The organism is Rouxiella silvae, assembly GCF_002093625.1.
Lineage (GTDB): Bacteria > Pseudomonadota > Gammaproteobacteria > Enterobacterales > Enterobacteriaceae > Rouxiella > Rouxiella silvae.
The window spans coordinates 69,486-89,360 of sequence record NZ_MRWD01000007.1; the positions used below are offsets into that span (position 1 = coordinate 69,486).

At 51.9% G+C, this 19,875-nt stretch carries 15 protein-coding genes; 5 read left to right on the forward strand and 10 right to left on the reverse strand.

Features of this window, described 5'->3' with window-relative positions:
* The first annotated feature begins 143 nt into the window (after window positions 1-143).
* From kefF to BS639_RS04535, 3 genes are all read left to right on the forward strand, one after another.
* Window positions 144-716 carry a glutathione-regulated potassium-efflux system oxidoreductase KefF gene (gene kefF / locus BS639_RS04525; protein WP_055774774.1) on the forward strand — a complete coding sequence of 191 codons (573 nt, stop codon included), beginning with the start codon at window positions 144-146 and terminating at the stop codon, window positions 714-716.
* Complete coding sequence (gene kefC / locus BS639_RS04530; protein WP_084982358.1) at window positions 709-2,556, forward strand: glutathione-regulated potassium-efflux system protein KefC; 1,848 nt, start codon at window positions 709-711, stop codon at window positions 2,554-2,556. Before kefF ends, kefC begins: the two co-directional genes overlap by 8 nt.
* Window positions 2,557-2,782: 226 nt before the next feature.
* A complete protein-coding gene (locus BS639_RS04535; protein WP_084982359.1) occupies window positions 2,783-3,709 on the forward strand; it encodes a hypothetical protein in 927 nt (308 codons plus the stop codon).
* Between the two features lie 90 nt (window positions 3,710-3,799).
* On the opposite strand, the gene BS639_RS04540 is transcribed toward BS639_RS04535, so the two are convergent.
* The gene (locus BS639_RS04540) at window positions 3,800-4,414 is read right to left on the reverse strand and encodes a LysE family translocator (protein WP_055775274.1); all 615 of its coding nucleotides are present in this window, start codon (window positions 4,412-4,414) and stop codon (window positions 3,800-3,802) included.
* A gap of 434 nt (window positions 4,415-4,848) precedes the next feature.
* On the opposite strand from BS639_RS04540, the gene folA reads away from it, so the two are divergent.
* On the forward strand, window positions 4,849-5,334 hold the full coding sequence (folA, locus tag BS639_RS04545; protein WP_084982360.1) for a type 3 dihydrofolate reductase: 486 nt from the start codon (window positions 4,849-4,851) through the stop codon (window positions 5,332-5,334).
* A gap of 74 nt (window positions 5,335-5,408) precedes the next feature.
* Here the strand turns inward: folA and apaH are convergent, their stop codons facing one another.
* The 6 genes from apaH to lptD form a co-directional block, all read right to left on the reverse strand.
* A complete protein-coding gene (gene apaH / locus BS639_RS04550; RefSeq protein WP_055774786.1) occupies window positions 5,409-6,275 on the reverse strand; it encodes a bis(5'-nucleosyl)-tetraphosphatase (symmetrical) ApaH in 867 nt (288 codons plus the stop codon).
* Between the two features lie 22 nt (window positions 6,276-6,297).
* Window positions 6,298-6,675, reverse strand: coding sequence for a Co2+/Mg2+ efflux protein ApaG (apaG, locus tag BS639_RS04555; protein WP_055774789.1), 378 nt, complete (start codon window positions 6,673-6,675; stop codon window positions 6,298-6,300).
* A 19-nt stretch (window positions 6,676-6,694) separates the two neighbouring features.
* Complete coding sequence (gene rsmA / locus BS639_RS04560; protein WP_055774792.1) at window positions 6,695-7,513, reverse strand: 16S rRNA (adenine(1518)-N(6)/adenine(1519)-N(6))-dimethyltransferase RsmA; 819 nt, start codon at window positions 7,511-7,513, stop codon at window positions 6,695-6,697.
* A complete protein-coding gene (gene pdxA, locus BS639_RS04565) occupies window positions 7,510-8,577 on the reverse strand; it encodes a 4-hydroxythreonine-4-phosphate dehydrogenase PdxA (protein WP_084982361.1) in 1,068 nt (355 codons plus the stop codon). The genes rsmA and pdxA overlap by 4 nt, the downstream gene beginning before the upstream one ends.
* Complete coding sequence (gene surA, locus BS639_RS04570) at window positions 8,567-9,862, reverse strand: peptidylprolyl isomerase SurA (RefSeq protein ID WP_055774797.1); 1,296 nt, start codon at window positions 9,860-9,862, stop codon at window positions 8,567-8,569. Before surA ends, pdxA begins: the two co-directional genes overlap by 11 nt.
* A gap of 74 nt (window positions 9,863-9,936) precedes the next feature.
* Window positions 9,937-12,294: an LPS assembly protein LptD gene (gene lptD / locus BS639_RS04575; protein WP_055774800.1), complete on the reverse strand. Its 2,358-nt coding sequence runs from the start codon at window positions 12,292-12,294 to the stop codon at window positions 9,937-9,939.
* Between the two features lie 198 nt (window positions 12,295-12,492).
* Between lptD and djlA the strand changes: the two genes are divergently transcribed.
* Window positions 12,493-13,311, forward strand: a complete 819-nt coding sequence (gene djlA / locus BS639_RS04580) for a co-chaperone DjlA (protein ID WP_055774803.1) — start codon at window positions 12,493-12,495, stop codon at window positions 13,309-13,311.
* Between the two features lie 94 nt (window positions 13,312-13,405).
* Here the strand turns inward: djlA and rluA are convergent, their stop codons facing one another.
* The 3 genes from rluA to BS639_RS04595 form a co-directional block, all read right to left on the reverse strand.
* The gene (gene rluA, locus BS639_RS04585) at window positions 13,406-14,092 is read right to left on the reverse strand and encodes a bifunctional tRNA pseudouridine(32) synthase/23S rRNA pseudouridine(746) synthase RluA (RefSeq protein WP_084982362.1); all 687 of its coding nucleotides are present in this window, start codon (window positions 14,090-14,092) and stop codon (window positions 13,406-13,408) included.
* Complete coding sequence (gene rapA / locus BS639_RS04590; protein ID WP_084982363.1) at window positions 14,089-16,986, reverse strand: RNA polymerase-associated protein RapA; 2,898 nt, start codon at window positions 16,984-16,986, stop codon at window positions 14,089-14,091. The genes rluA and rapA overlap by 4 nt, the downstream gene beginning before the upstream one ends.
* Before the next feature lie 194 nt (window positions 16,987-17,180).
* Window positions 17,181-19,562 (reverse strand): DNA polymerase II, encoded by a 2,382-nt coding sequence (locus tag BS639_RS04595; protein WP_084982364.1) that lies wholly within the window; start codon window positions 19,560-19,562, stop codon window positions 17,181-17,183.
* Window positions 19,563-19,875: the final 313 nt, after the last annotated feature.

Genomic DNA, 19,875 nt, shown 5'->3' on the forward strand with positions numbered 1-19,875 from the left:
CCGTTGATTGAGAAGGGCGCGGCGTAAGCTGCGCCTTTCTTTTTTGCTTTTTTATTAAATTAACAAGATTAAAAGATTGGCTATTTTTCCTCAGGCGCAAAGTTGCGTATGCTGATCTGAAACCATTTTTAAACGGAAGTTTTATGATCCTGATTATTTATGCTCACCCTTACCCTCGGCATTCTCATGCTAATCAGCGTTTACTTCAGGGAATTAAGGATCTTCCTGATGTAAAAATCAGATCTCTTTACGATCTCTATCCTGATTTCAGTATTGACATTAAGGCCGAGCAAAAAGCGGTGGAAGAGGCCGACCTGGTGGTTTTCCAGCATCCGCTGCAATGGTATGGGTTACCACCGATGCTCAAGCTGTGGATTGACAAGGTGCTTGAGCACGGTTGGGCCTATGGGCACGGCGGTGAAGCGCTGCGCGGTAAAGGTTTTCTGTGGGCGGTAACCACCGGCGGCAATGAGCAGCATTTTGAGCTGGGGAGCCATCCTGATTTCGCCACTCTGGCGCAGCCCGTTGAAGCTACGGCACTTTACTGCGGCATGAAATGGCAGCCCTATTTTACGTTGCATAACACCTTTACCTGCGATGAAGTTTCTCTTAACGCAGGGGCTAAGGCTTACCGCCAGCGGCTGATCGATTGGCAGATTGCGCACCCTACGGTGCTGGTGGACGCACAGACTGCAGAAGGAGAAGTGAATGGATAATCACAGCATGATGATCGAGGGGCTGATTTATCTTGGCTCCGCCGCGCTGTTTGTCCCGATTGCAGTGCGTCTTGGTCTCGGCTCGGTGCTGGGTTACCTGATTGCCGGCTGCATCATTGGTCCCTGGGGCCTCAAGCTGGTGTCCGACGCCGAGTCTATTTTGACCTTTGCCGAAATTGGCGTCGTGCTGATGTTGTTTATTATCGGCCTCGAACTGGATCCGAAAAGACTGTGGACCCTGCGCGCCTCGGTGTTTGGTGGGGGCAGCATCCAGATGGTCGGCTGTGGGCTGGTGCTGAGCGCATTTTGCGCCGCGTTGGGACTCGACTGGAAAATTGCCTTGTTGATTGGCCTGACGCTGGCGCTGTCGTCTACCGCCATTGCTATGCAGGCGATGAGTGAACGAAGCTTGACTCCCACGCCTATCGGGCGCAGCGCCTTCGCCGTGCTGTTGTTCCAGGACATCGCCGCCATTCCGCTGGTAGCGATGATCCCGCTGTTGGCCAGCACCGGTGAAACAACCACCATGCTCTCGTTTGGGCTCTCTGCCGCCAAAGTGGTGGGGGCGCTGGCGATAGTTATCCTGCTGGGGCGTTACGTGGCGCGGCCCTTGCTGCACTTTGTAGCGCGTTCAAACATGCGCGAAGTATTCAGCGCCGTGGCGCTATTCCTGGTGTTCGGATTTGGCATATTGCTGGAGATGGCCGGTTTATCGATGGCAATGGGCGCATTTTTGGCCGGTGTTATGCTTGCCAGCTCTGAGTATCGCCACGCGCTGGAAAGCGATATTCAGCCGTTTAAAGGACTGTTGCTGGGGCTATTCTTTATCGGCGTCGGCATGTCTATCGATTTTGGTACGCTGATTAACCACCCAATGCTGATTGCCGGCCTGTTGGCGGGCTTTATGGCCCTGAAGGCAGCACTGCTGTGGATTGTGGCTCCTTTATTGAACGTGCCGAAACGACAGCGCGGAATGTTTGCCATCCTGCTTGGTCAGGGCAGTGAATTCGCCTTCGTTATCTTTAGCGCGGCGCAAATGGCAGGCGTGCTTCCCCCCGAGTGGGCTAAAGCGTTGACGCTGGCCGTGGCGCTTTCTATGGCCGTAACGCCGGTGCTATTGGTTATTGCCAGCCGCCTGGAGCGCAATGCGCCGAAGGACTCGCGTCCGCAGGACGTGATTGATGACGAGCATGCCAGTGTGATTATCGCCGGGTTTGGCCGCTTCGGGCAAATTGCCGGACGTTTGCTGATTGCTAATAACGTGCACACGGTGGTTTTGGACAACGATCCGGATCATATCGAAACGCTGCGTAAATTCGGCACCAAGGTGTTTTATGGTGATGCAACGCGCGCCGACTTGCTCGAATCCGCCGGTGCGGCACAGGCTAAGGTGCTGATTAATGCCATTGATGACGTTGAAGCCAACCTTGAACTGACGCGTCTGGCCAAAGAGAACTTCCCTAATCTGAAGATTATTGCCCGCGCTCGCGACGTCGATCACTGGTATCAGCTGCGCCAGCTGGGCGTAGAGGCGCCCGAACGTGAGCTGTTTGAAGGCTCACTGCGCGCAGGGCGTGAAACGCTCGAAATGCTGGGTCTTGATCCCTATGAGGCGAGGGAAAAAGCCGACCTGTTTAAACACTACAACCTGAAAATGCTGGAGGCGACGCTTGAGAACTATGAGGATACTGAGTTCCGTCTCGCCAGTTTGGCACGTGCCCGCGATATGCTTTCTGCAGCCATTGAGCAGGATCAGGAGCGCCTTGGCGAGCAGCAGCAAAGCTGGCGTGGGAGTATTGACGGCAAAGCACCTGAACATGAGGTGATAGAAGCCAAATAATTTTCATCTATAGCAATGGCTAAAGATAATCTTAAAGAAAAACGCACCTTTTTAGGTGCGTTTTTTATTACATGAATTTCCGTCGAGACAATATTAATCTTAATAGAGAAAATTCTATTTAACGTCTGGTGCATTGCGGTTGAAGTTTTAATGCTATTTAATGCACTCCGTAGACCCAACTTCTGAAACATTTTATTACAATCACTTAAAAGGATTTTTTGTGAACATGAACACTTTATCTAAAACTGTATTGTCCGTATTTGTACCTTGCGCTTTATTATTGTCAGGGAACGTATTGGCGCTCGAAAATAACTTTTTGATCGACGGGCCAACACACGTGACTCAAAAAGCACCGGGTACATTCACTCTAAAAAAACTAGGTATTGATAATACTAAAATTTATTGGTTCTCTGATTATACTCAATATGAGTCAGACAATTTCCTCAAGGTAAATAAGGAATATCCTTTCCTCTCAACATCGGTCACTGCAGGCACAACCCTTAATGTTCCCGTAATATATACTATTTTACAGGCAGCGGTGGAGGACAACGGTGAGTATGTCAATGTAACCCACGCATTTTGCCAAGATGGTTTATATATGAAATGCGATAGCTTAAAGGGGCCTGACCGTGTGTTAGGTGGTACGGACGTAACTCTCGATGTTTCACCTTCAAAGGGAGAAACGCAGCAAACCTATGCGTGGAACATAAACCAGAATGCCGCTAAATATATAAAAAATGTTAAAATGAATCGTGGTGTATTGACATTTACCGCGAAAAAGTCTGAAGAAAGTCAAAAATTAACATTTAACGTTGAGGTTTCTCAGAAAGTTGCGGGAAAACGACAACTGTCTAATTATACGCATGAAATCTGTGTATTAGGGATATATCACCAAGAATGTAGTGCTATTACAAATCCAACAATGATGCATAAATCTCTAGAGAAAGCGCAGCTTTATTGGACTGGGTTGGATACATTCAAACAAGGTTCAATTGTACAAGCGGGTGGGTATCAATATATTTGCGTAGATGAGAATAAGTGTAATGACAAAAGTTACAATCCCGGACCAAATCGAGACGGGAGTGAAAACAATGATATGAAGGCTGCGCGTCAGGCCTGGATTTTCAATAGCTTTCCTTTGCAAATAAATTAATTTTTAACAATCTTTTAATTCTAATTTTTATGGTGATTTCAATAAATTAAAAAGGCAAGCCTATCTCAGGTTTTGCCTTTTACTTTATTTTCAGCTCAGCGCGACTTTAATACCCAGCGCAATCAACACGCCGCCAAGCAGTTTATCAATCAACTTCTGCGCCTTGGCCAGCCCTCGACGTACTGGACCGCTTTGAATAAGCACCACCAGCAGCGGCCACCAGATGCATGACAGCCCAACAATAATTGAGGCATACCACAGCTTCTCGCCCAGCGTAGAGTTAATTTGCAGCACCTGAGTAAACATCGCCAGGAAAAACAGCGTCGCCTTAGGATTAAGCAGGTTGCATAAATAGCCCTGTACAAAGGCTTTACTCATCTTCACCTGCTGTTTCTCGACATTGTCGAGATTCATTTTACTGTCGGTACGCGACAGCAGTGCCTGCACGCCAACCCAAATAAGATAGGCAGCACCCACGTATTTCAACAGGTCAAACAGCCAAGGGGTTTGGGTAATAACCACGGCCAGTCCAGCTACGCAGTAGGACATGTGAGTTAACACACCGCAGATAACGCCCAGCGAGGTCATGAGCGCTGTCATGCGTGGATAACGTGCGGCGTTTTTTATCACCAGAAAGAAGTCAGGACCCGGGGAGATCATCCCCAGCGCAGCAATGGTAGCGACAAACAAAGAGGTTTCGAGCATTAAACTGACCGTCATCAAGAAGCATGAGAAATTAAGGCGGCATCATACGCCAATCAGCGACTTTTAACAGCGCCAGCGCGTCTTGGTTATTCCCGTTTGTATACTAAATAAACCGAAGCGTAATCGGCAGTTTACATGCGCCAAGAGGTGAGGGACAGCAGTAGTGGGAAACGCTGCTGGCCGGCCTTTGATTAAGGCTTTACACGCAGTATTTCTTCGCCCATTAGATAATTATGCTGAATTAATCACACTCCGCTAAGAGGTCTCTTATATCTTTATGAAGGCACGTTCTCCCTATCGACGGCGGATTGCCCTTTCCGTATAGTGTGGCTCTTTTCTGCCCCGACATAGAATGTTTTCCTGGTCTGCTGTATGTCGTCTGCCGGCGGAACCACGAATATGTTTTTATTAGCACTTCACCACAAGGTTTCACGATGATTATCAGCCTGATCGCTGCAATGGCAGCGGATCGCGTTATCGGTATGGAAAATGCCATGCCTTGGCATTTACCGGCTGACCTGGCTTGGTTCAAGCGTAATACGCTGAATAAACCGGTTATTATGGGGCGCAAGACTTTTGAGTCTATCGGTCGGCCTCTGCCTGGCCGCTTGAACATCGTTATCAGCAGCCAACCAGGTAGCCACGACGGCGTAACTTGGGTCACCTCGGTAGAGGACGCATTGGCGGCAGCGAGTGATGCAGAAGAAGTGATGATCATGGGCGGTGGCAGAGTTTACGATCAGTTCTTGCAACGCGCGAATCGTCTGTATCTCACTCATATCGATGCCGAAGTCGAAGGGGATACTCACTTCCCTGACTACGAGCCTGACGAGTGGGAAAGTGTATTCAGCGAATTCCACGACGCTGATGAGGCCAACTCACACGGTTACTGCTTCGAAATTCTTGACCGTCGCGGTTAATCGCGGCGTGAGGCAGTAATGCAAAAAGGCACCTTTCGGGTGCCTTTTTCATTTGTTAAATTTGGGAAAGAAGATTAAGAGGCTTTTGGCGCTCGAAGCTGCTCTTTTTCTTTCTCTTTTTCTTTACGGCGGTTCGACGGTTGGGTAAAGAACGTTTTATCTTCCCAGCGCAACATTGTCATCTCTTCGCCCCAGCAGCAGCCGGTATCGAGTCCATACACACCTTCTGGCGTGCCCTTGCCCTCAAGAGAAGCCCAATGGCCGAAGATGATGCTGTAACCCTCTTGCATAACCTGGCTCGGCAGATCGAACCACGGCTTAAGCGGGCGCGGAGCATCTTCGGGCGAGTCTTTACAGATCATGTCGAGCTGGCCGTTCGGGAAACAGTAGCGCATCCGCGTCAGCGCATTGGTACTGAAACGCAGTCGAGCCAGGCCGCTCAGCTCTTCTGACCAATTGTTCGGCATATCACCGTACATGGCGTCGAGGAATAGCGGATAACTGTCGCTGCTCAGAATGGCTTCAACTTCACGGGCGCAGACTTTTGCGGTCTCGATGTTCCACTGCGGCGTAATGCCCGCGTGGCCCATAACAAGTTTGAGCTCGTCATCAACCTGTAAAACAGGCTGGCGACGCAGCCAGTTGATCAGCGTATCGGCATCATCGGCTTCCAGCAGCGGCGTCAGACGATCTTTAGTCTTGTTGGGCGTGATACCCGCGTAAATAGCCAAGAGGTGCAGGTCGTGATTGCCCAGCACCATGCGCACGGCATCGCCTAATCCACTGACAAAACGTAAAACTTCAAGCGAATCAGGGCCACGGGCCACTAAATCGCCGGTCAGCCAAAGGCAGTCGTGCTGAGGGTTAAAATCAACCTGTGCAAGCAGAGCCTTTAGCTCATCAAGGCAACCGTGAATATCACCCACTAAATATGTCGACATAAGCGTTTTATTACTCGGAAACTCAATTTATCAGCGTTGGAAGCGCAAGCCGAAACACGGGGATTGGCACCTGGAAAGGCTCACCGTGATGGTCAATCATTTCGTAATGACCTTGCATGGTGCCCATTGGCGTTTCAAGGATGGCACCGCTGGTGTAATGGAACTCACCGGCTGGCACGATCAGCGGCTGTTCACCGACAACGCCTTCACCCTGAACTTCGGTTTGATGGCCGTTACTGTTGGTTATCAACCAGTAACGACGCAGGAGTTGCACGTTATGACGCCCAAGATTGCGGACAGTAATGGTATAGGCGAAAACATAACGCTGTTCTTCCGGTATCGACTGAGACTCAATGTAGATACTTTGTACCTGAATACTGACTCGCGGGGCATTAAGCATAGCGGCACTCCTGCTAAGTTTACTGTTCGTTGTTCTTGCGCGTTGAAATCCAGTTGGCCAATTTGCAGTACTGCTCAACCGAAATATTTTCAGCACGCATCGACAGGTCAAGACCCAGCTCCGTCATCTGCTCTGGGGTAAACAAATGACCCAGGCTATTGCGGATAGTCTTGCGGCGCTGGTTAAAGGCGTCGGTCGTCAGGCGCGCAAGAATGCGGATGTCGGAAACAGGATAAGGAATTTCCGCATGCGGGGTCAAACGCACAACGGCTGAATCAACTTTTGGCGCCGGTGTGAAGGACTCAGGCGGCACTTCCAGCACGGGAATAATATTGCAGTAATACTGCGCCATCACGCTTAAACGGCCATACGCTTTGCTGTTTGGACCGGCAACCAGACGATTCACCACTTCTTTTTGCAGCATGAAATGCATGTCGCTTATTGAATTCGTGTAGGTGAAAAGGTGGAACATCAACGGCGTGGAGATATTGTAAGGCAAGTTACCAAACACGCGCAGCGGCTGACCCAGTTCTTCAGATAATTCGCCGAAGTTTACGGTCATCGCATCGGCCTGGATCACGCGCAGTTTGTTGGCCAGCTTGGGATTCACTTCAAGACGGGCCGCCAAATCGCGGTCAAGTTCGATAACGGTCATGGCGTCAAGGCGTGCCGCGACAGGCTCGGTTAACGCTGCCAGACCGGGGCCGATTTCAACAACGGCCTGACCCGGCATAGGGTGGATAGCGGAAACGATGCTGTCGATGACAAACTGATCTTTTAAAAAGTTTTGTCCAAAACGTTTACGGGCGAAGTGGCCTTGGTGGACTCGATTATTCATTGCTGTGTTTTTTCACTACTGTTGTTGTCGTTACTGACATAAGTCGTCGTTTCAGACAGATTGTTGTCATTGCTGACAGAAGCCATATTGATGGCAAGATTTAAGGCGGTAATAAAGCTGCCAACGTCGGCTTTGCCGGTGGCGGCCAGGTCGAGCGCCGTACCGTGATCGACCGAAGTGCGAATAAACGGCAGCCCCAGCGTAATGTTCACGGCGCGACCGAAGCCCTGATATTTTAGCACCGGCAGGCCTTGGTCGTGATACATGGCCAGGACAGCATCGGCATGCTGCAGATATTTCGGCTGGAAAAGCGTATCTGCGGGCAGCGGGCCAATCAAATTAATGCCTTTTTCACGCAGCGAATTGAGCGCTGGCGTAATGGTATCAATCTCTTCACGTCCCATATGACCGCCTTCTCCCGCATGAGGATTAAGGCCACACACGTAAATCTGCGGAGATTGAATGCCAAATTTGGTCTTGAGATCGTTATCGAGAATCGTGATCACCTCATGCAGACTCTGCACGGTGATCGCGTCCGAAACGTCTTTTAACGGCAGGTGCGTTGTCGCCAACGCGACGCGCAGCTCTTCGGTGGCCAGCATCATCACCACGCGGTCACACAGACTGCGGTCGGCGAAGAATTCGGTGTGGCCGATAAACGGAATGCCTGCGTCATTGATGATGCTTTTTTGAACCGGACCGGTGATAAGTGCGGCAAATTCGCCGCTTATCGCCCCGTCGCAGGCCCGTGCCAGCGTTTCAACGACGTAGGGGCCATTGGCCACGTTAAGCTGTCCGGCAACGACACATTCCGCAAGGGGAATAGGGAGCACGGTTAGCGTTCCCGCCGCCTGAGGTTTAGCATATCCCGGGCGGTAGTCGAGCAAACGAATAGGCAGACCCAGCGCCTTGGCTCGGCTTAGCAGCAGAGACGGGCAGGCACAAACGACAAGCTCAACGGGCCAATCCCGTTGAGCCAGCGCGAGAACCAGGTCAGGACCCACCCCGGCAGGTTCTCCGGGGGTAATGACCACTGATTGAGTCACGTGGATTTTATTGTCCATTGCCGTCCAGAATTTTCACGTACGACTGCGCGCGTTGTTCCTGCATCCAGGACTGCGCTTCTTCGGCAAACTTGCGATTGAACAGAAGACGGTAGGCTTTGTCTTTCTGTACAGCATCCGTTCTGTCTACCTGACGGGTATCAAGCAGCTGGATAAGGTGCCATCCGAAGGAAGAACGCACCGGCGCACTGATTTCACCTTTTTTCAGCTTCAGCAGCGCATCGCGGAATGCTGGGTCATACATGTCTGGTGAAGCCCAACCTAAGTCACCGCCCTGATTAGCAGAACCTGGGTCCTGAGAAAGCTGTTTAGCTTCGTCGGCGAAGTTGGCACGGCCGCTCTTAATGGCTGCAGCAACCTGTTCCAGTTTTGCCTGCGCCTGAGCATCTGTCAAAACCACAGACGTTTTTAACAAAATGTGGCGAGCGTGAACTTCAGTCACCGATACTTTCTGGTCGACGTCACGCATATCGTTCACTTTCAGGATGTGGAAGCCCACGCCTGAACGAATTGGACCCACAACTTGGCCTTTCTTGGCAGTAGCGAGCGCTTGAGCAAACAGTGAAGGCAGACCCTGGAGCTTGCCCCAACCCATATTACCGCCGTCCAGCGCGTGTGGATCGGCAGAGTAGGTCATCGCCATTTTGGCAAAATCGGCACCGTGGTTCAGTTCGCTCACCAATTTTTTGGCCAGTATCTCGGTTTGGTCAACCTGATCCTGAGTCGGATTTTGTGGCAAAGGCAAAAGGATATTGCTGAGGTTATATTCAGCCTCATTGCCGGTTTGTGCAGCTAACTGTTTCGCCAGCGCGTCAACTTCCTGAGGAAGAATGGTCACGCGACGACGAACTTCACCGTTACGCACTTGCGAAATCAGCATCTCTTTACGGATCTGAGTACGGTAAGTGTTGTAGTTCAGACCTTCATAAGCCAGGCGACTGCGCAGCTGATCGAGAGTCAGGTTATTCTGCTGTGCGATGTTGGCAATGGCCTTGTTGACGTCGTCGTCAGTCACCGTGATGCCCATCTTGGTTGCCATCTGCAACTGGATGTTATCCATGATCAAGCGGTCGAGAATTTGATGACGCAGTGTTGCATCATCTGGAAGCTGTTGTTTCGCTTCTTTTGATTGCTGCTTAACCGACATCAACATGTCGTTGACTTCGCTTTCCAGTACAACCCCGTTATCAACAACGGCGGCAACTTTATCAACCTCTTGCGGTGCTGCGAACGCGGTGTTAGCACAAAGCACCACGCCGAGGAGAAGTGTTCTCCAGTTCTTCATACTTTATCCATTTATTTAATCCGCAAATGCGGGTTCAAGTTTCAAGTTTACTGAATTCAACATGCCATAGGGCATCAGAATGCACGTTGATAAGGCAGTATGCCGCTGGCTAACATTTCTTTAGTACCCAAGCTTTGATTGCTGCTCAGGCCACGAAGTTCAATGTTAAATGAAATACGGTTGTCATATTGGCTACTTGGGGTGGAACTGGTGTAATCCCAATCGGTAATTTTACGCTCGTAGCCGAAATTAACCGCCCAGCAGCACGTGCTATATTGAACGCCAAGCAACTGGTCAGCGGCCTGTTTTGCCTTAGTGTCATAGTAATACGCTGCCACCACGGCCCAGCGATCGGCAATCGGCCAACTGGCAATAATGCCGGCCTGCGAGATCCCTTGCTGATAACCCGGGTTAGTGACACCAGGCAGCGTTGCCTGAATATATTCCGGGCTGGCGTAACGGTAGCTCAACTGAACCATTCTTTCTGCATCAGAACGATATTCCAACACTGCATCGCCGATGGCGAGTGCATCAAGACGCGTGTCGTATTGCAGTCCGCCTCGGAAGGCCAGCGTATCGTTGATTTTATAGTACGTGTCACCGGCCCACACCATGCTGCCGGTATCATCGCTTTTATCTAGACTGCTGGTCGGGTCACCGGTCCGTGGACGGGTGAAGTAGTAAATCTGACCCGCGGACACGTTGAAACGTTCAACCAGGCTGTCGTCGTAGATACGGGTCGTGACGCCCGAAGCCAGTTGGTTCGCCGAGGCAATACGGTCCAGCCCGCTGTAGCTCTGGTCGCGGAACAGGCCAGTGTAGTCTGTCTGCAGCAATGTAGAGTCATACTGCTGAATATCGCTTTGGTCACGGTAAGGAATATAGAGATACTGCAAACGGGGTTCGAGAGTTTGCGTATAACCCTGATTCCAATCCATGGTGCGGTCAAACACCATCTTGCCGTCACTTTTGAATTCCGGCATGACGCGGTTTACCGAGCTCTTGAGCGTTGAGTCCGGGTAAATATCGTAATAGCTGTTAGGGATGTCCTGCTGGTAATGGGTCGCCATTACCTTCACTTCGTTATTCCAACTTCCCCAGCGGTTGCTTAACGGCAGGTCAATTTGCGGCGCGACGTGCCAGCGGGTTGCCGTTGGGAACGCCGGATTCACGTTGGTGAATTTAGCAATCTGCCCATAGGTACGGAAGTTAAACGGACCGACATCATCTTTATAGTAGTTAATGTCCAACTGCGGCATGGCGCGGTAGACATTGGTAGTCGTTGTTGTCGTCTCGGAGAAAATCTGGAACTGCTTGCTGGCAAGCGTGATGTCCCAGTTTTCATTGGCATAGCCTGCGCTGAATTTCTGCGTTGCGTAGCCGTCGGTGGTTGAACCAAATTTGGAGTCGAGATCGGTAAAGTAATACGGGTCGCTGACCTTAGTGAAGTCAACGTTGAAACGCCAGTTCTGTTCATAAACGCCGTTGTGTTGCCAGTAGTAGAGCCAGCGTTTAGTGTTGTTCTCGCCCGGGTGTGCAGCCTCAACCAGTTTGTCATCGGTCAGGAAATCGAACTCCATGACGCCGGCACCGGCAACGGTCAGATAGCGGAATTCGTTTTGCAGCTGAGTACCACGCTTGCTCATATAGTGCGGCGTGATAGTGGCATCGTAGTTTGGCGCAATATTCCAGTAATACGGCAACATCAGCTCGAAGCCGTTATTACTGCCGTACTTCGCGTTAGGGATTAGGAACCCTGAACGACGGCGGTCGCCAATCGGCAACTGCATATAAGGGCTGTAGAATACCGGCACCGGGCCAATGTGGAAACGGGCGTTCCAGATTTCGGCCAGCTCTTCCTGGCGGTCTTCAATCACCGTGGTGCCAACCACGCTCCAGCTGTTGTCGCCGGGCAGACAGGAAGTGAAAGTCCCATTATTCAAAATGGTATAGCGGTTATTATCGCGCTGTTTCATCAGGTCGGCTGTGCCGCGGCCCTGACGACCTACCATTTGATAATCGCCTTTTTCGACGTCGGTATCTTTGGTGTTCAGGTTAGAGAACGCCTTGGGACCTTTAAGCTTGACCTGATTGTCGAAATACAGCACGTCGCCGGTAGCCGTGACGGTACGAAGCGGTGTCGCTTCATTTGGATGAGCAATCTGGTTAAGCTGAACCTGATCGGCTTTTAAAGAGCTGTTGCCCTGTTCAACCGTCACGTTGCCGCTATAAAGGGCATCGTTGGGATAAGTACCCTGCAGGTTGTCTGCCTGGATCTTTACCGGCAGCTGGTTAGGGTCTCCCTGTACCAGTGGCTTGTCATAGGTCGGCACGCCGAGCATACATTGCTCAGCGAGTGAGGCCAGCGCGCCCTGGCTATAGAGTGCCGTCCAAATCATTGTGGCCAGCAGGGTGGGGAAGCTTTTTTTCATACGTCTATTTTTCATACGTAAAATGTGTGTTCCGTCATCAGAGGCGTCATGCCGGCAAACGGTCAGAGACTATCTCACTCATCATCGTTGCGCTAGTGTTAAATCCACAGGGTTAACGCTGTCGCCGTTAGGCACAACGGTAAATGCCGGTTATGATAAAGCAAATCTTACGCGACGGCATTGTGAATTGAGGAGTATATGCAGTATTGGGGAAAGCTGCTCGGACTTATATTGGGCTTAATGTCCGGTACAGGCTTCTGGGGAATCGTATTAGGGTTGCTGGTCGGCCATATGGTAGACAAGGCGCGGGCTGTTAAAAGACGTGGTTTTTTCTCCGATCAGCAGACAAGACAAACAATTTTTTTCCGCACCACCTTCGAGGTGATGGGGCATTTAACTAAATCAAAAGGGAGAGTGACTGAAGCCGATATACAAATAGCCAGCCTTTTCATGGAGCGTATGCGGCTGCACGGCGAGCAACGAGAGGCGGCGCAGCAGGCATTTCGCACCGGTAAGGGCGGTAATTATCCGCTTCGAGAAAAAATGCGCGAGTTCCGCAGCGTCTGCTTTGGGCGTTTTGACCTGATCCGCACGTTTTTGGAGATTCAGATCCAAGCGGCCTATGCCGATGGTTCACTGCATCCCAACGAGCGGCAGGTGCTTTATGTGATAGCAGAAGAGTTGGGCATCTCACGTCATCAGTTTGATCAATTCCTCTCCATGATGGAGGGGGGGCAACAGTTCGGCGGTAGCCAGCAGGGCGAAAATTCCTACGGCGGCTACCAGCGCAGTTCGCAGGGGCCAACAATGGCCGATGCCTGCAAGGTATTGGGCGTTGAGCCTACTGACGATGCCACCACCATCAAGCGTGCCTACCGCAAACTGATGAGCGAACACCATCCTGACAAGCTAGTGGCGAAAGGCTTGCCGCCAGAGATGATGGAAATGGCCAAGCAGAAAGCGCAGTCGATCCAGTCAGCTTATGATCTGATCAAGCGCGAGAAAGGTTTTAAATAGGCCTTCTGCTTAGGTTTAACTAACTGTTAAATAAATAAAAAACGCCGTGAGCAAAACTCGCGGCGTTTTTGTTTTTTTACGGCGTTACAAACAATCAGAAGTCAGGATCGCAGCTGAACGTCATCGGCACATCGGTTATCGGATGATAAATTGATAACTCCTGCGCGTGCAGTTGCAGGCGAGGCGCCATTGCGAGCGCCTCAGGATGCGCATAAAACTTGTCACCCAAAATCGGATGGCCGAGGGCAAGAAGATGAACGCGCAGCTGGTGCGAACGCCCAGTTACCGGACGCAGCTTCACTCGCGTGGTGCCGTCTTCATCCCACGACAGCACTTCATACTGTGTCAGCGCCTTTTTGCCGGTCTCATGACACACCTTTTGCTTCGGGCGATTGGGATAGTCGCAGATCAACGGTAAATCGATAATACCGTAGTCCTCCTCCATGTGTCCCCAGACCCGCGCAATATAGGCTTTCTTGGTTTCCCGTTCGCGGAACTGACGTTTTAACTCGCGTTCGGCCTCTTTGGTCAGCGCCACGGCAATCACGCCGCTGGTTGAGAGATCGAGACGATGCACCGATTCGGCGATCGGAAAATCTCGCTGGATGCGCGTCATCAGACTGTCGTAATGTTCGGCCGCTTTGCCAGGGACCGAAAGCAGTCCGCTGGGCTTGTTCACCACCATCAGATGTTCATCCTGAAACAGGATCCGCAACCAAGGATCGGTCGCTGGATGATAGTCTTCAAGTGGCAGAATATTTGACGGCAGTGGCGTTATCATTGATGGCTTACCACCACCAGACGAATGGCGTCTAAACGCCAGTTCGCCTCGTTTAGGCTGCTCAGAACCTGCTGGCGATTCGATTCAATCGACTCGAGTTCATCGTCACGAATGTTAGGGTTCACTTCTTTTAACGCTTTCAAACGTTCTAGCTCAAGCGTCAGCTGGAGATCGGCCTCAATCTTGGCAGCGGCAATCAGTGCCTGCGCCTCAACGGCCACCAGCGGCTCGGCCTGTTGCAGCATGGCGTGAACGTCTTGCTGCACGGCGTTAACCAGTTTGCTGGAGTTGTGACGATTGATTGCATTCAACTGGCGGTTAAAGCTTTCAAACTCGACCTGTGCTGCCAGATTGGTGCCTTTACGGTCCATCAGCATGCGCACCGGCGTTGGCGGCAGGAAGCGCGTCAGCTGTAGGTGTTTAGGCGCTTGGCACTCGACAACGTACAGCAGTTCGGCAAGCAGTGTGCCAACCGGCAGTGCTTTGTTTTTCAAAATAGACACCGCGCAACTGCCGGTATCGCCGGAGAGGATCAGGTCCAGACCGTTGCGGATAATCGGGTGTTCCCAACTGATAAACTGCGCGTCTTCACGCGACAGTGCCTGCTCACGGTCGAAGGTCACGGTGCAACCGTCCTGCGGCAAACCTGGGAAATCAGGCACTAGCATGTGATCGGACGGCGTCAGGATGATCAGGTTGTCGCTGCGATCTTCCTGATTAATGCCTACAATATCAAACAGATTGAGCGCAAAGTTCACCAGATTAACGTCATTGTCCTGCTCGCCAATCGCGGTGGCCAGTGCCTGAGCCGGTTCGCCGCCGTTGGAGTGCATTTCGAGCAGGCGGTCTCTGCCCTGTTCGAGCTGCTGCTTAAGGGTATCGTGCTGCTCGCGGCAGGCAAGAATAAAGGCGTCTAGCCCGTCCTGTTCTGCTGGCGTAGCCAGGAAACCGATCAGTTGTTGATAGCTGGCGTCATAAATAGTACGACCGGTAGGGCAGGTGTGCTCAAACGCATCCAGGCCTTCGTGGAACCAGCGCAGCAGAATAGCCTGAGCAGTCTGCTCCAGATAAGGCACCATGATTTCAATGTCGTTTAGCTGGCCAATACGGTCCAGACGGCCAATGCGCTGTTCGAGCAGGTCTGGGTTAAACGGCAAGTCGAACATCACCATTTTGCTGGCAAATTGGAAATTGCGGCCTTCTGAGCCGATTTCAGAACACAGCAGAACCTGTGCGCCGTTTTCTTCCGAAGCAAAATAGGCGGCCGCGCGGTCGCGTTCAATAATAGACAGACCTTCGTGGAACACGGCGGCACGAATCGCTTCACGCTCGCGCAGCACCTGCTCCAGCTGCAGCGCCGTGGCGGCCTTGGCGCAGATAACCAGCACCTTTTTGTCGCGGTTGGCCGTCAGGTAGCCCAGCAGCCACTCAACGCGAGGATCAAAGTTCCACCAGGTCGCATTATCCCCTTCAAATTCTTGATAAATCTGTTCTGGATAAAGCATGTCCAGCGCACGGGCTTCTTCGGTTTTCTTACTGCCCATGATGCCAGAAACCTTGATAGCGGTTTGATACTGAGTCGGCAACGGCAGTTTAATTGACTGTAAATGACGTGCAGGGAAGCCCTTAACGCCGTTACGAGTGTTACGGAACAGCACGCGGCTGGTGCCGTGGCGGTCCATCAGCATCGCGACCAATTTTTTGGCCGCGTCTTCATCACCTTTATTGGCAGCGCTGAGCAGGGCGTCAACATCGGCATTGCCCACGCTTTCGCCTAGCAGCGCCAGCGCATCGGGCGTCAGCGGCTGTTTGTTAAGCAGCAGCGTGACCGCATCGGCGACCGGCTGGTATTGCTGTTGTTCTTCGATGAACTCTTCGTAATCGTGGAAACGATCCGGGTCCAGCAGGCGCAGGCGTGCAAAGTGGCTTTCTTGGCCGAGCTGCTCGGGCGTTGCCGTCAACAGCAGCACGCTGGGAATTGTCTGTGCAAGCTGCTCAATCACCATGTATTCACGGCTTGGCGCTTCTTCGCTCCACACCAAGTGATGGGCTTCATCAACCACCAGCATGTCCCATTCGGCCTCGGTAAGCTCTTCAAGGCGCTGCTTGTTGCGGCGAACGAAGTCCAGTGAACAGATAACAAGCTGTTCAGATTCAAACGGGTTGGTGGCGTCGTGGCGCGATTCGGCGTAACGGTCGTCATCAAACAGCGAGAAATGCAGGTTGAAGCGGCGCATCATTTCGACCAGCCACTGGTGTTGCAGGGTTTCCGGCACTACGATCAGCACACGCTCGGCGCGGCCCGAAAGCAGTTGCTGGTGGATAATCATGCCTGCTTCTATGGTTTTACCCAGACCGACTTCGTCTGCCAGCAGTACGCGAGGCGCATGGCGCTGACCCACTTCATAAGCAATATGTAGTTGGTGTGGGATCAGGCTGGCGCGCATACCTCGCAGGCCGCCAAACTCGAGGCGGAACTGTTCACGCTGGTATTTACGTGCGCGAAAACGCAGGGCAAAACGGTCCATACGATCAATTTGACCCGCGAACAGGCGGTCTTGTGGCTTGCTGAACGTCAGCTTGCTGTCGAGCAGGACCTCACGCATCGCGACACCTTCTTCCTCGGTGTCCAGACGAATACCCACATAAGTGAGCAAACCTTTGTCCTCAACGACTTCTTCAACTTTCAGTTGCCATCCCTCATGACAACTGATGGTATCGCCCGGATTAAACATTACGCGGGTGATGGGGGAATCATTTCTGGCATACAGGCGGTTTTCACCAGTAGCGGGGAAAAGCACAGTCACCATGCGCGCGTCTACCGCAACAATCGTACCTAAACCTAATTCGCTTTCCGTATCGCTGATCCAGCGTTGACCAAGTGTAAAGGGCATAATGTCTCTCTGTGCTTTGTGTCTATTGGGCTGAAGTGCCCTTTCTATTCAGTTCTTAAACGTTGAGTAATAGCTTTTCTTTCCCCGCCCAAAAGGCGTGGAGTCTTTAAATGTGTGAGAGTAGATAAGAAATGGGAAAGGGCGCTATGTTAATTGATGGTAGGCCGTTCGTCACCTTTCATTGCGCCTTCTGGTTAAAACAATCCCATTTGCCCCGTTATCAGTGTAGCAAAATCGTCCTGCAGGAACGGCAAAATGCCGTCGGCAACCGGCTCGAGCTGCTTCTCGATATAATGGTCGTAATCGATAGGGGAGCGTCGATTCTCGAGCGGCTCCGGCCCCGAGGTGGTCATTACATAGCTTATCCACCCGCCGTTCTGGTACTGCATTGGGCGACCATTGGCCTGATTGTATTCGTCCGCAAGCCGCGCCGCACGCACGTGGGGCGGCACGTTGCGTTCGTATTCACTCAGACGGCGACGCAGGCGTTTGCGATACACAAGTTGGTCGTCAAACTCGCCGTTTAGGGTGCTGGCGACATAGTCGCGGATGTAATCTTGGTAAGGTTGTTGGTGGAATATTCGCTCATACAGCGCCTGCTGAAAAGTTTGGGCCAGCGGCGTCCAGTCTGTACGGACGGTTTCCAGCCCCTTATAGACAATATGCTCGCCCTTGGCGTCTTTCACCAAGCCAGCATAGCGTTTTTTACTGCCCAACTCTGACCCACGGATCGTTGGCATCAAAAAGCGTTGATAGTGCGTTTCAAACTCCAGTTCTAGCGCACTTTCGAGGCCCAGCTCCCGTTCAAGATGCGTTTTCCACCACTGATTAACCTTGATAACCAGGCGCTTGCCGATTTCGTCGGCCTCTTCTGCTGCATGGGCGCGGTTGAGCCAGACAAAGGTCGAGTCGGTGTCACCATAAATCACCTGATAGCCCTCTTCTTCAATCAGCTGGCGAGTTTGCTGCATGATAGCGTGACCGCGTAGGGTGATTGATGAAGCAAGCCGCGAGTCAAAAAAGCGGCAGCTGCTGGTGCCCAATACCCCGTATAGTGCGTTCATGATAATTTTAAGCGCCTGAGAGAGCGGGTGATTTTTTTGCTTTTTGGCCACTTCTCGGCCCTGCCAGATCTGGCGGACAATTTCCGGCAGGCAGTGTTGAGTGCGTGAAAAACGCGCCTCGCGAAAGCCAGGTATAGAATGCGCGTCGTCAGGTTGGTCCAGACCGGTTATCAATCCCACGGGATCGATTAAAAAGGTACGGATTATCGACGGGTACAGGCTTTTATAGTCAAGCACCAGCACTGAATCGTACAGCCCAGGGCGAGAGTCCATCACAAATCCACCTGGACTGTTTTCTTCCGGCCGTTCGCCCATATTAGGTGCCACGTAGCCGATGCGGTGCATGCGTGGCAGGTAGAGATGCGTAAATGCTGCCACCGAACCGCCGCTGCGGTCGGCGGCCAAACCAGTCACCGAGGCACGCTCCAACAAGAATGAAAGCAGCTCCGTTTTTGCAAATATTCGCGTGACCAGCTCGCAGTCTTTAAGGTTGTAGCGGGCAAGGGCAGGCTTGTCCTCTCGAAACCGTTGCTCAATTTCTGCCAGACGTTGGTAGGGGTTGTCAATCGCTTTACCCTCGCCGAGCAAAGTTTGCGAGACGTATTCCAGACTAAAAGAGGGGAAGTTCCAGGTCGCGGATTTTAATGCTTCAATGCCGTCAATGATTAAGCGGCCGGTGGCTTGCGCAAAAAAGTGCCCCTGTTTAAAGCCGTGTTCACGCCACTCAAGGGCACTGCCGTCGCGGCCAAAACGCAGCGGAATTTTGTAGCGCTCGGCGTGTTTTTGCAAAACGCGCAGGTCAAACTGCACGACGTTCCAGCCAATAATTGCATCGGGGTCGTACTGCGCCAGCCAGTCGTTGAGCTTTTGCAGCAGCATTGGGCGGCTTTCAACGTACTCAAGAATGAAATCTCCGTGGCTGTCCGGCACGCCGTTGGGCGGCCCCAGCATGTAGACGTGGCGCTGGCCGCAGCCTTCAAGTCCAATGCAGTAAAGCTCGCCGTTGCCGCTGGTTTCGATATCAAGTGAGCAGAGCTTGAGACTGGGCCGATAGTCTTCGGCGGCCTTCATTTTAACATTCAGCAATGTGCCGTCGGCATCTGGAGTTCCGCTAAACCAAACGGGGGCAGTGATGAAGCGCTCCATCAGGAACCGCTCTGGAGGGCGAATATCGGCCTCATAAAGGGCGATGCCGCTGTCTTTTAATATCTTCTCGATGCGCATCAGTTGGCGATGCCCTTTGCAATAAAGGCCCAAGATCGGGCGCAGGCGAAAATCTTTCAGAGGCAGGGGGCGAAGGTTGTAGCCTTTTTCTGTCTGTAGCAGTTTTTGCGCGCTATCTTGTTGTTCTGCAGCTAAAAAGGCTACCGACTCTTGAGGGGGAAGTCTGACTTTTTGCGGGCCGTCATCGGTCGCTAACCAGAATTCAACCTCCGTACCGCGCGGCGTATCTCGCCAGTGTCGCGTGAGAACAAAGCCCGTGCGTGGTGGCGTTGGCTGATGGTTTGGCACAGTAGCGTGGTTGATAACGGCCTCGATAAATAACGAATTATTGCCTCGGACTGCGGCTGAAAACGCAGGCGGAGTAGTGCGAAACAGATGTTAAATATAGCATGGTTATTTATACAGTTCTCGCGGATAAAAAAGTGGTCTGCTGAAAGAACTTCGCGAGGGAATAAATGAACATACAATTACTGGGTTGACTCGCCTTTACCATTTACCGACAATTCAGCCTCTTTCATTTTGGCTTAAGCTGTGTCGGGTAAACTGTCTGGGAACCTGCGCAGAGAGTCATCCACCTGTTGTGAATCGACAGTCTTCAGCC

Bases quoted from the DNA above. Each gene is read 5' to 3' on its own strand.
- kefF (WP_055774774.1), top strand. From the start codon at position 144: ATGATCCTGATTATTTATGCTCACCCTTACCCTCGGCATTCTCATGCT.
- kefC (WP_084982358.1), top strand. From the start codon at position 709: ATGGATAATCACAGCATGATGATCGAGGGGCTGATTTATCTTGGCTCC.
- BS639_RS04535 (WP_084982359.1), top strand. From the start codon at position 2,783: ATGAACACTTTATCTAAAACTGTATTGTCCGTATTTGTACCTTGCGCT.
- BS639_RS04540 (WP_055775274.1), bottom strand. From the start codon at position 4,414: ATGCTCGAAACCTCTTTGTTTGTCGCTACCATTGCTGCGCTGGGGATG.
- folA (WP_084982360.1), top strand. From the start codon at position 4,849: ATGATTATCAGCCTGATCGCTGCAATGGCAGCGGATCGCGTTATCGGT.
- apaH (WP_055774786.1), bottom strand. From the start codon at position 6,275: ATGTCGACATATTTAGTGGGTGATATTCACGGTTGCCTTGATGAGCTA.
- apaG (WP_055774789.1), bottom strand. From the start codon at position 6,675: ATGCTTAATGCCCCGCGAGTCAGTATTCAGGTACAAAGTATCTACATT.
- rsmA (WP_055774792.1), bottom strand. From the start codon at position 7,513: ATGAATAATCGAGTCCACCAAGGCCACTTCGCCCGTAAACGTTTTGGA.
- pdxA (WP_084982361.1), bottom strand. From the start codon at position 8,577: ATGGACAATAAAATCCACGTGACTCAATCAGTGGTCATTACCCCCGGA.
- surA (WP_055774797.1), bottom strand. From the start codon at position 9,862: ATGAAGAACTGGAGAACACTTCTCCTCGGCGTGGTGCTTTGTGCTAAC.
- lptD (WP_055774800.1), bottom strand. From the start codon at position 12,294: ATGAAAAAAAGCTTCCCCACCCTGCTGGCCACAATGATTTGGACGGCA.
- djlA (WP_055774803.1), top strand. From the start codon at position 12,493: ATGCAGTATTGGGGAAAGCTGCTCGGACTTATATTGGGCTTAATGTCC.
- rluA (WP_084982362.1), bottom strand. From the start codon at position 14,092: ATGATAACGCCACTGCCGTCAAATATTCTGCCACTTGAAGACTATCAT.
- rapA (WP_084982363.1), bottom strand. From the start codon at position 16,986: ATGCCCTTTACACTTGGTCAACGCTGGATCAGCGATACGGAAAGCGAA.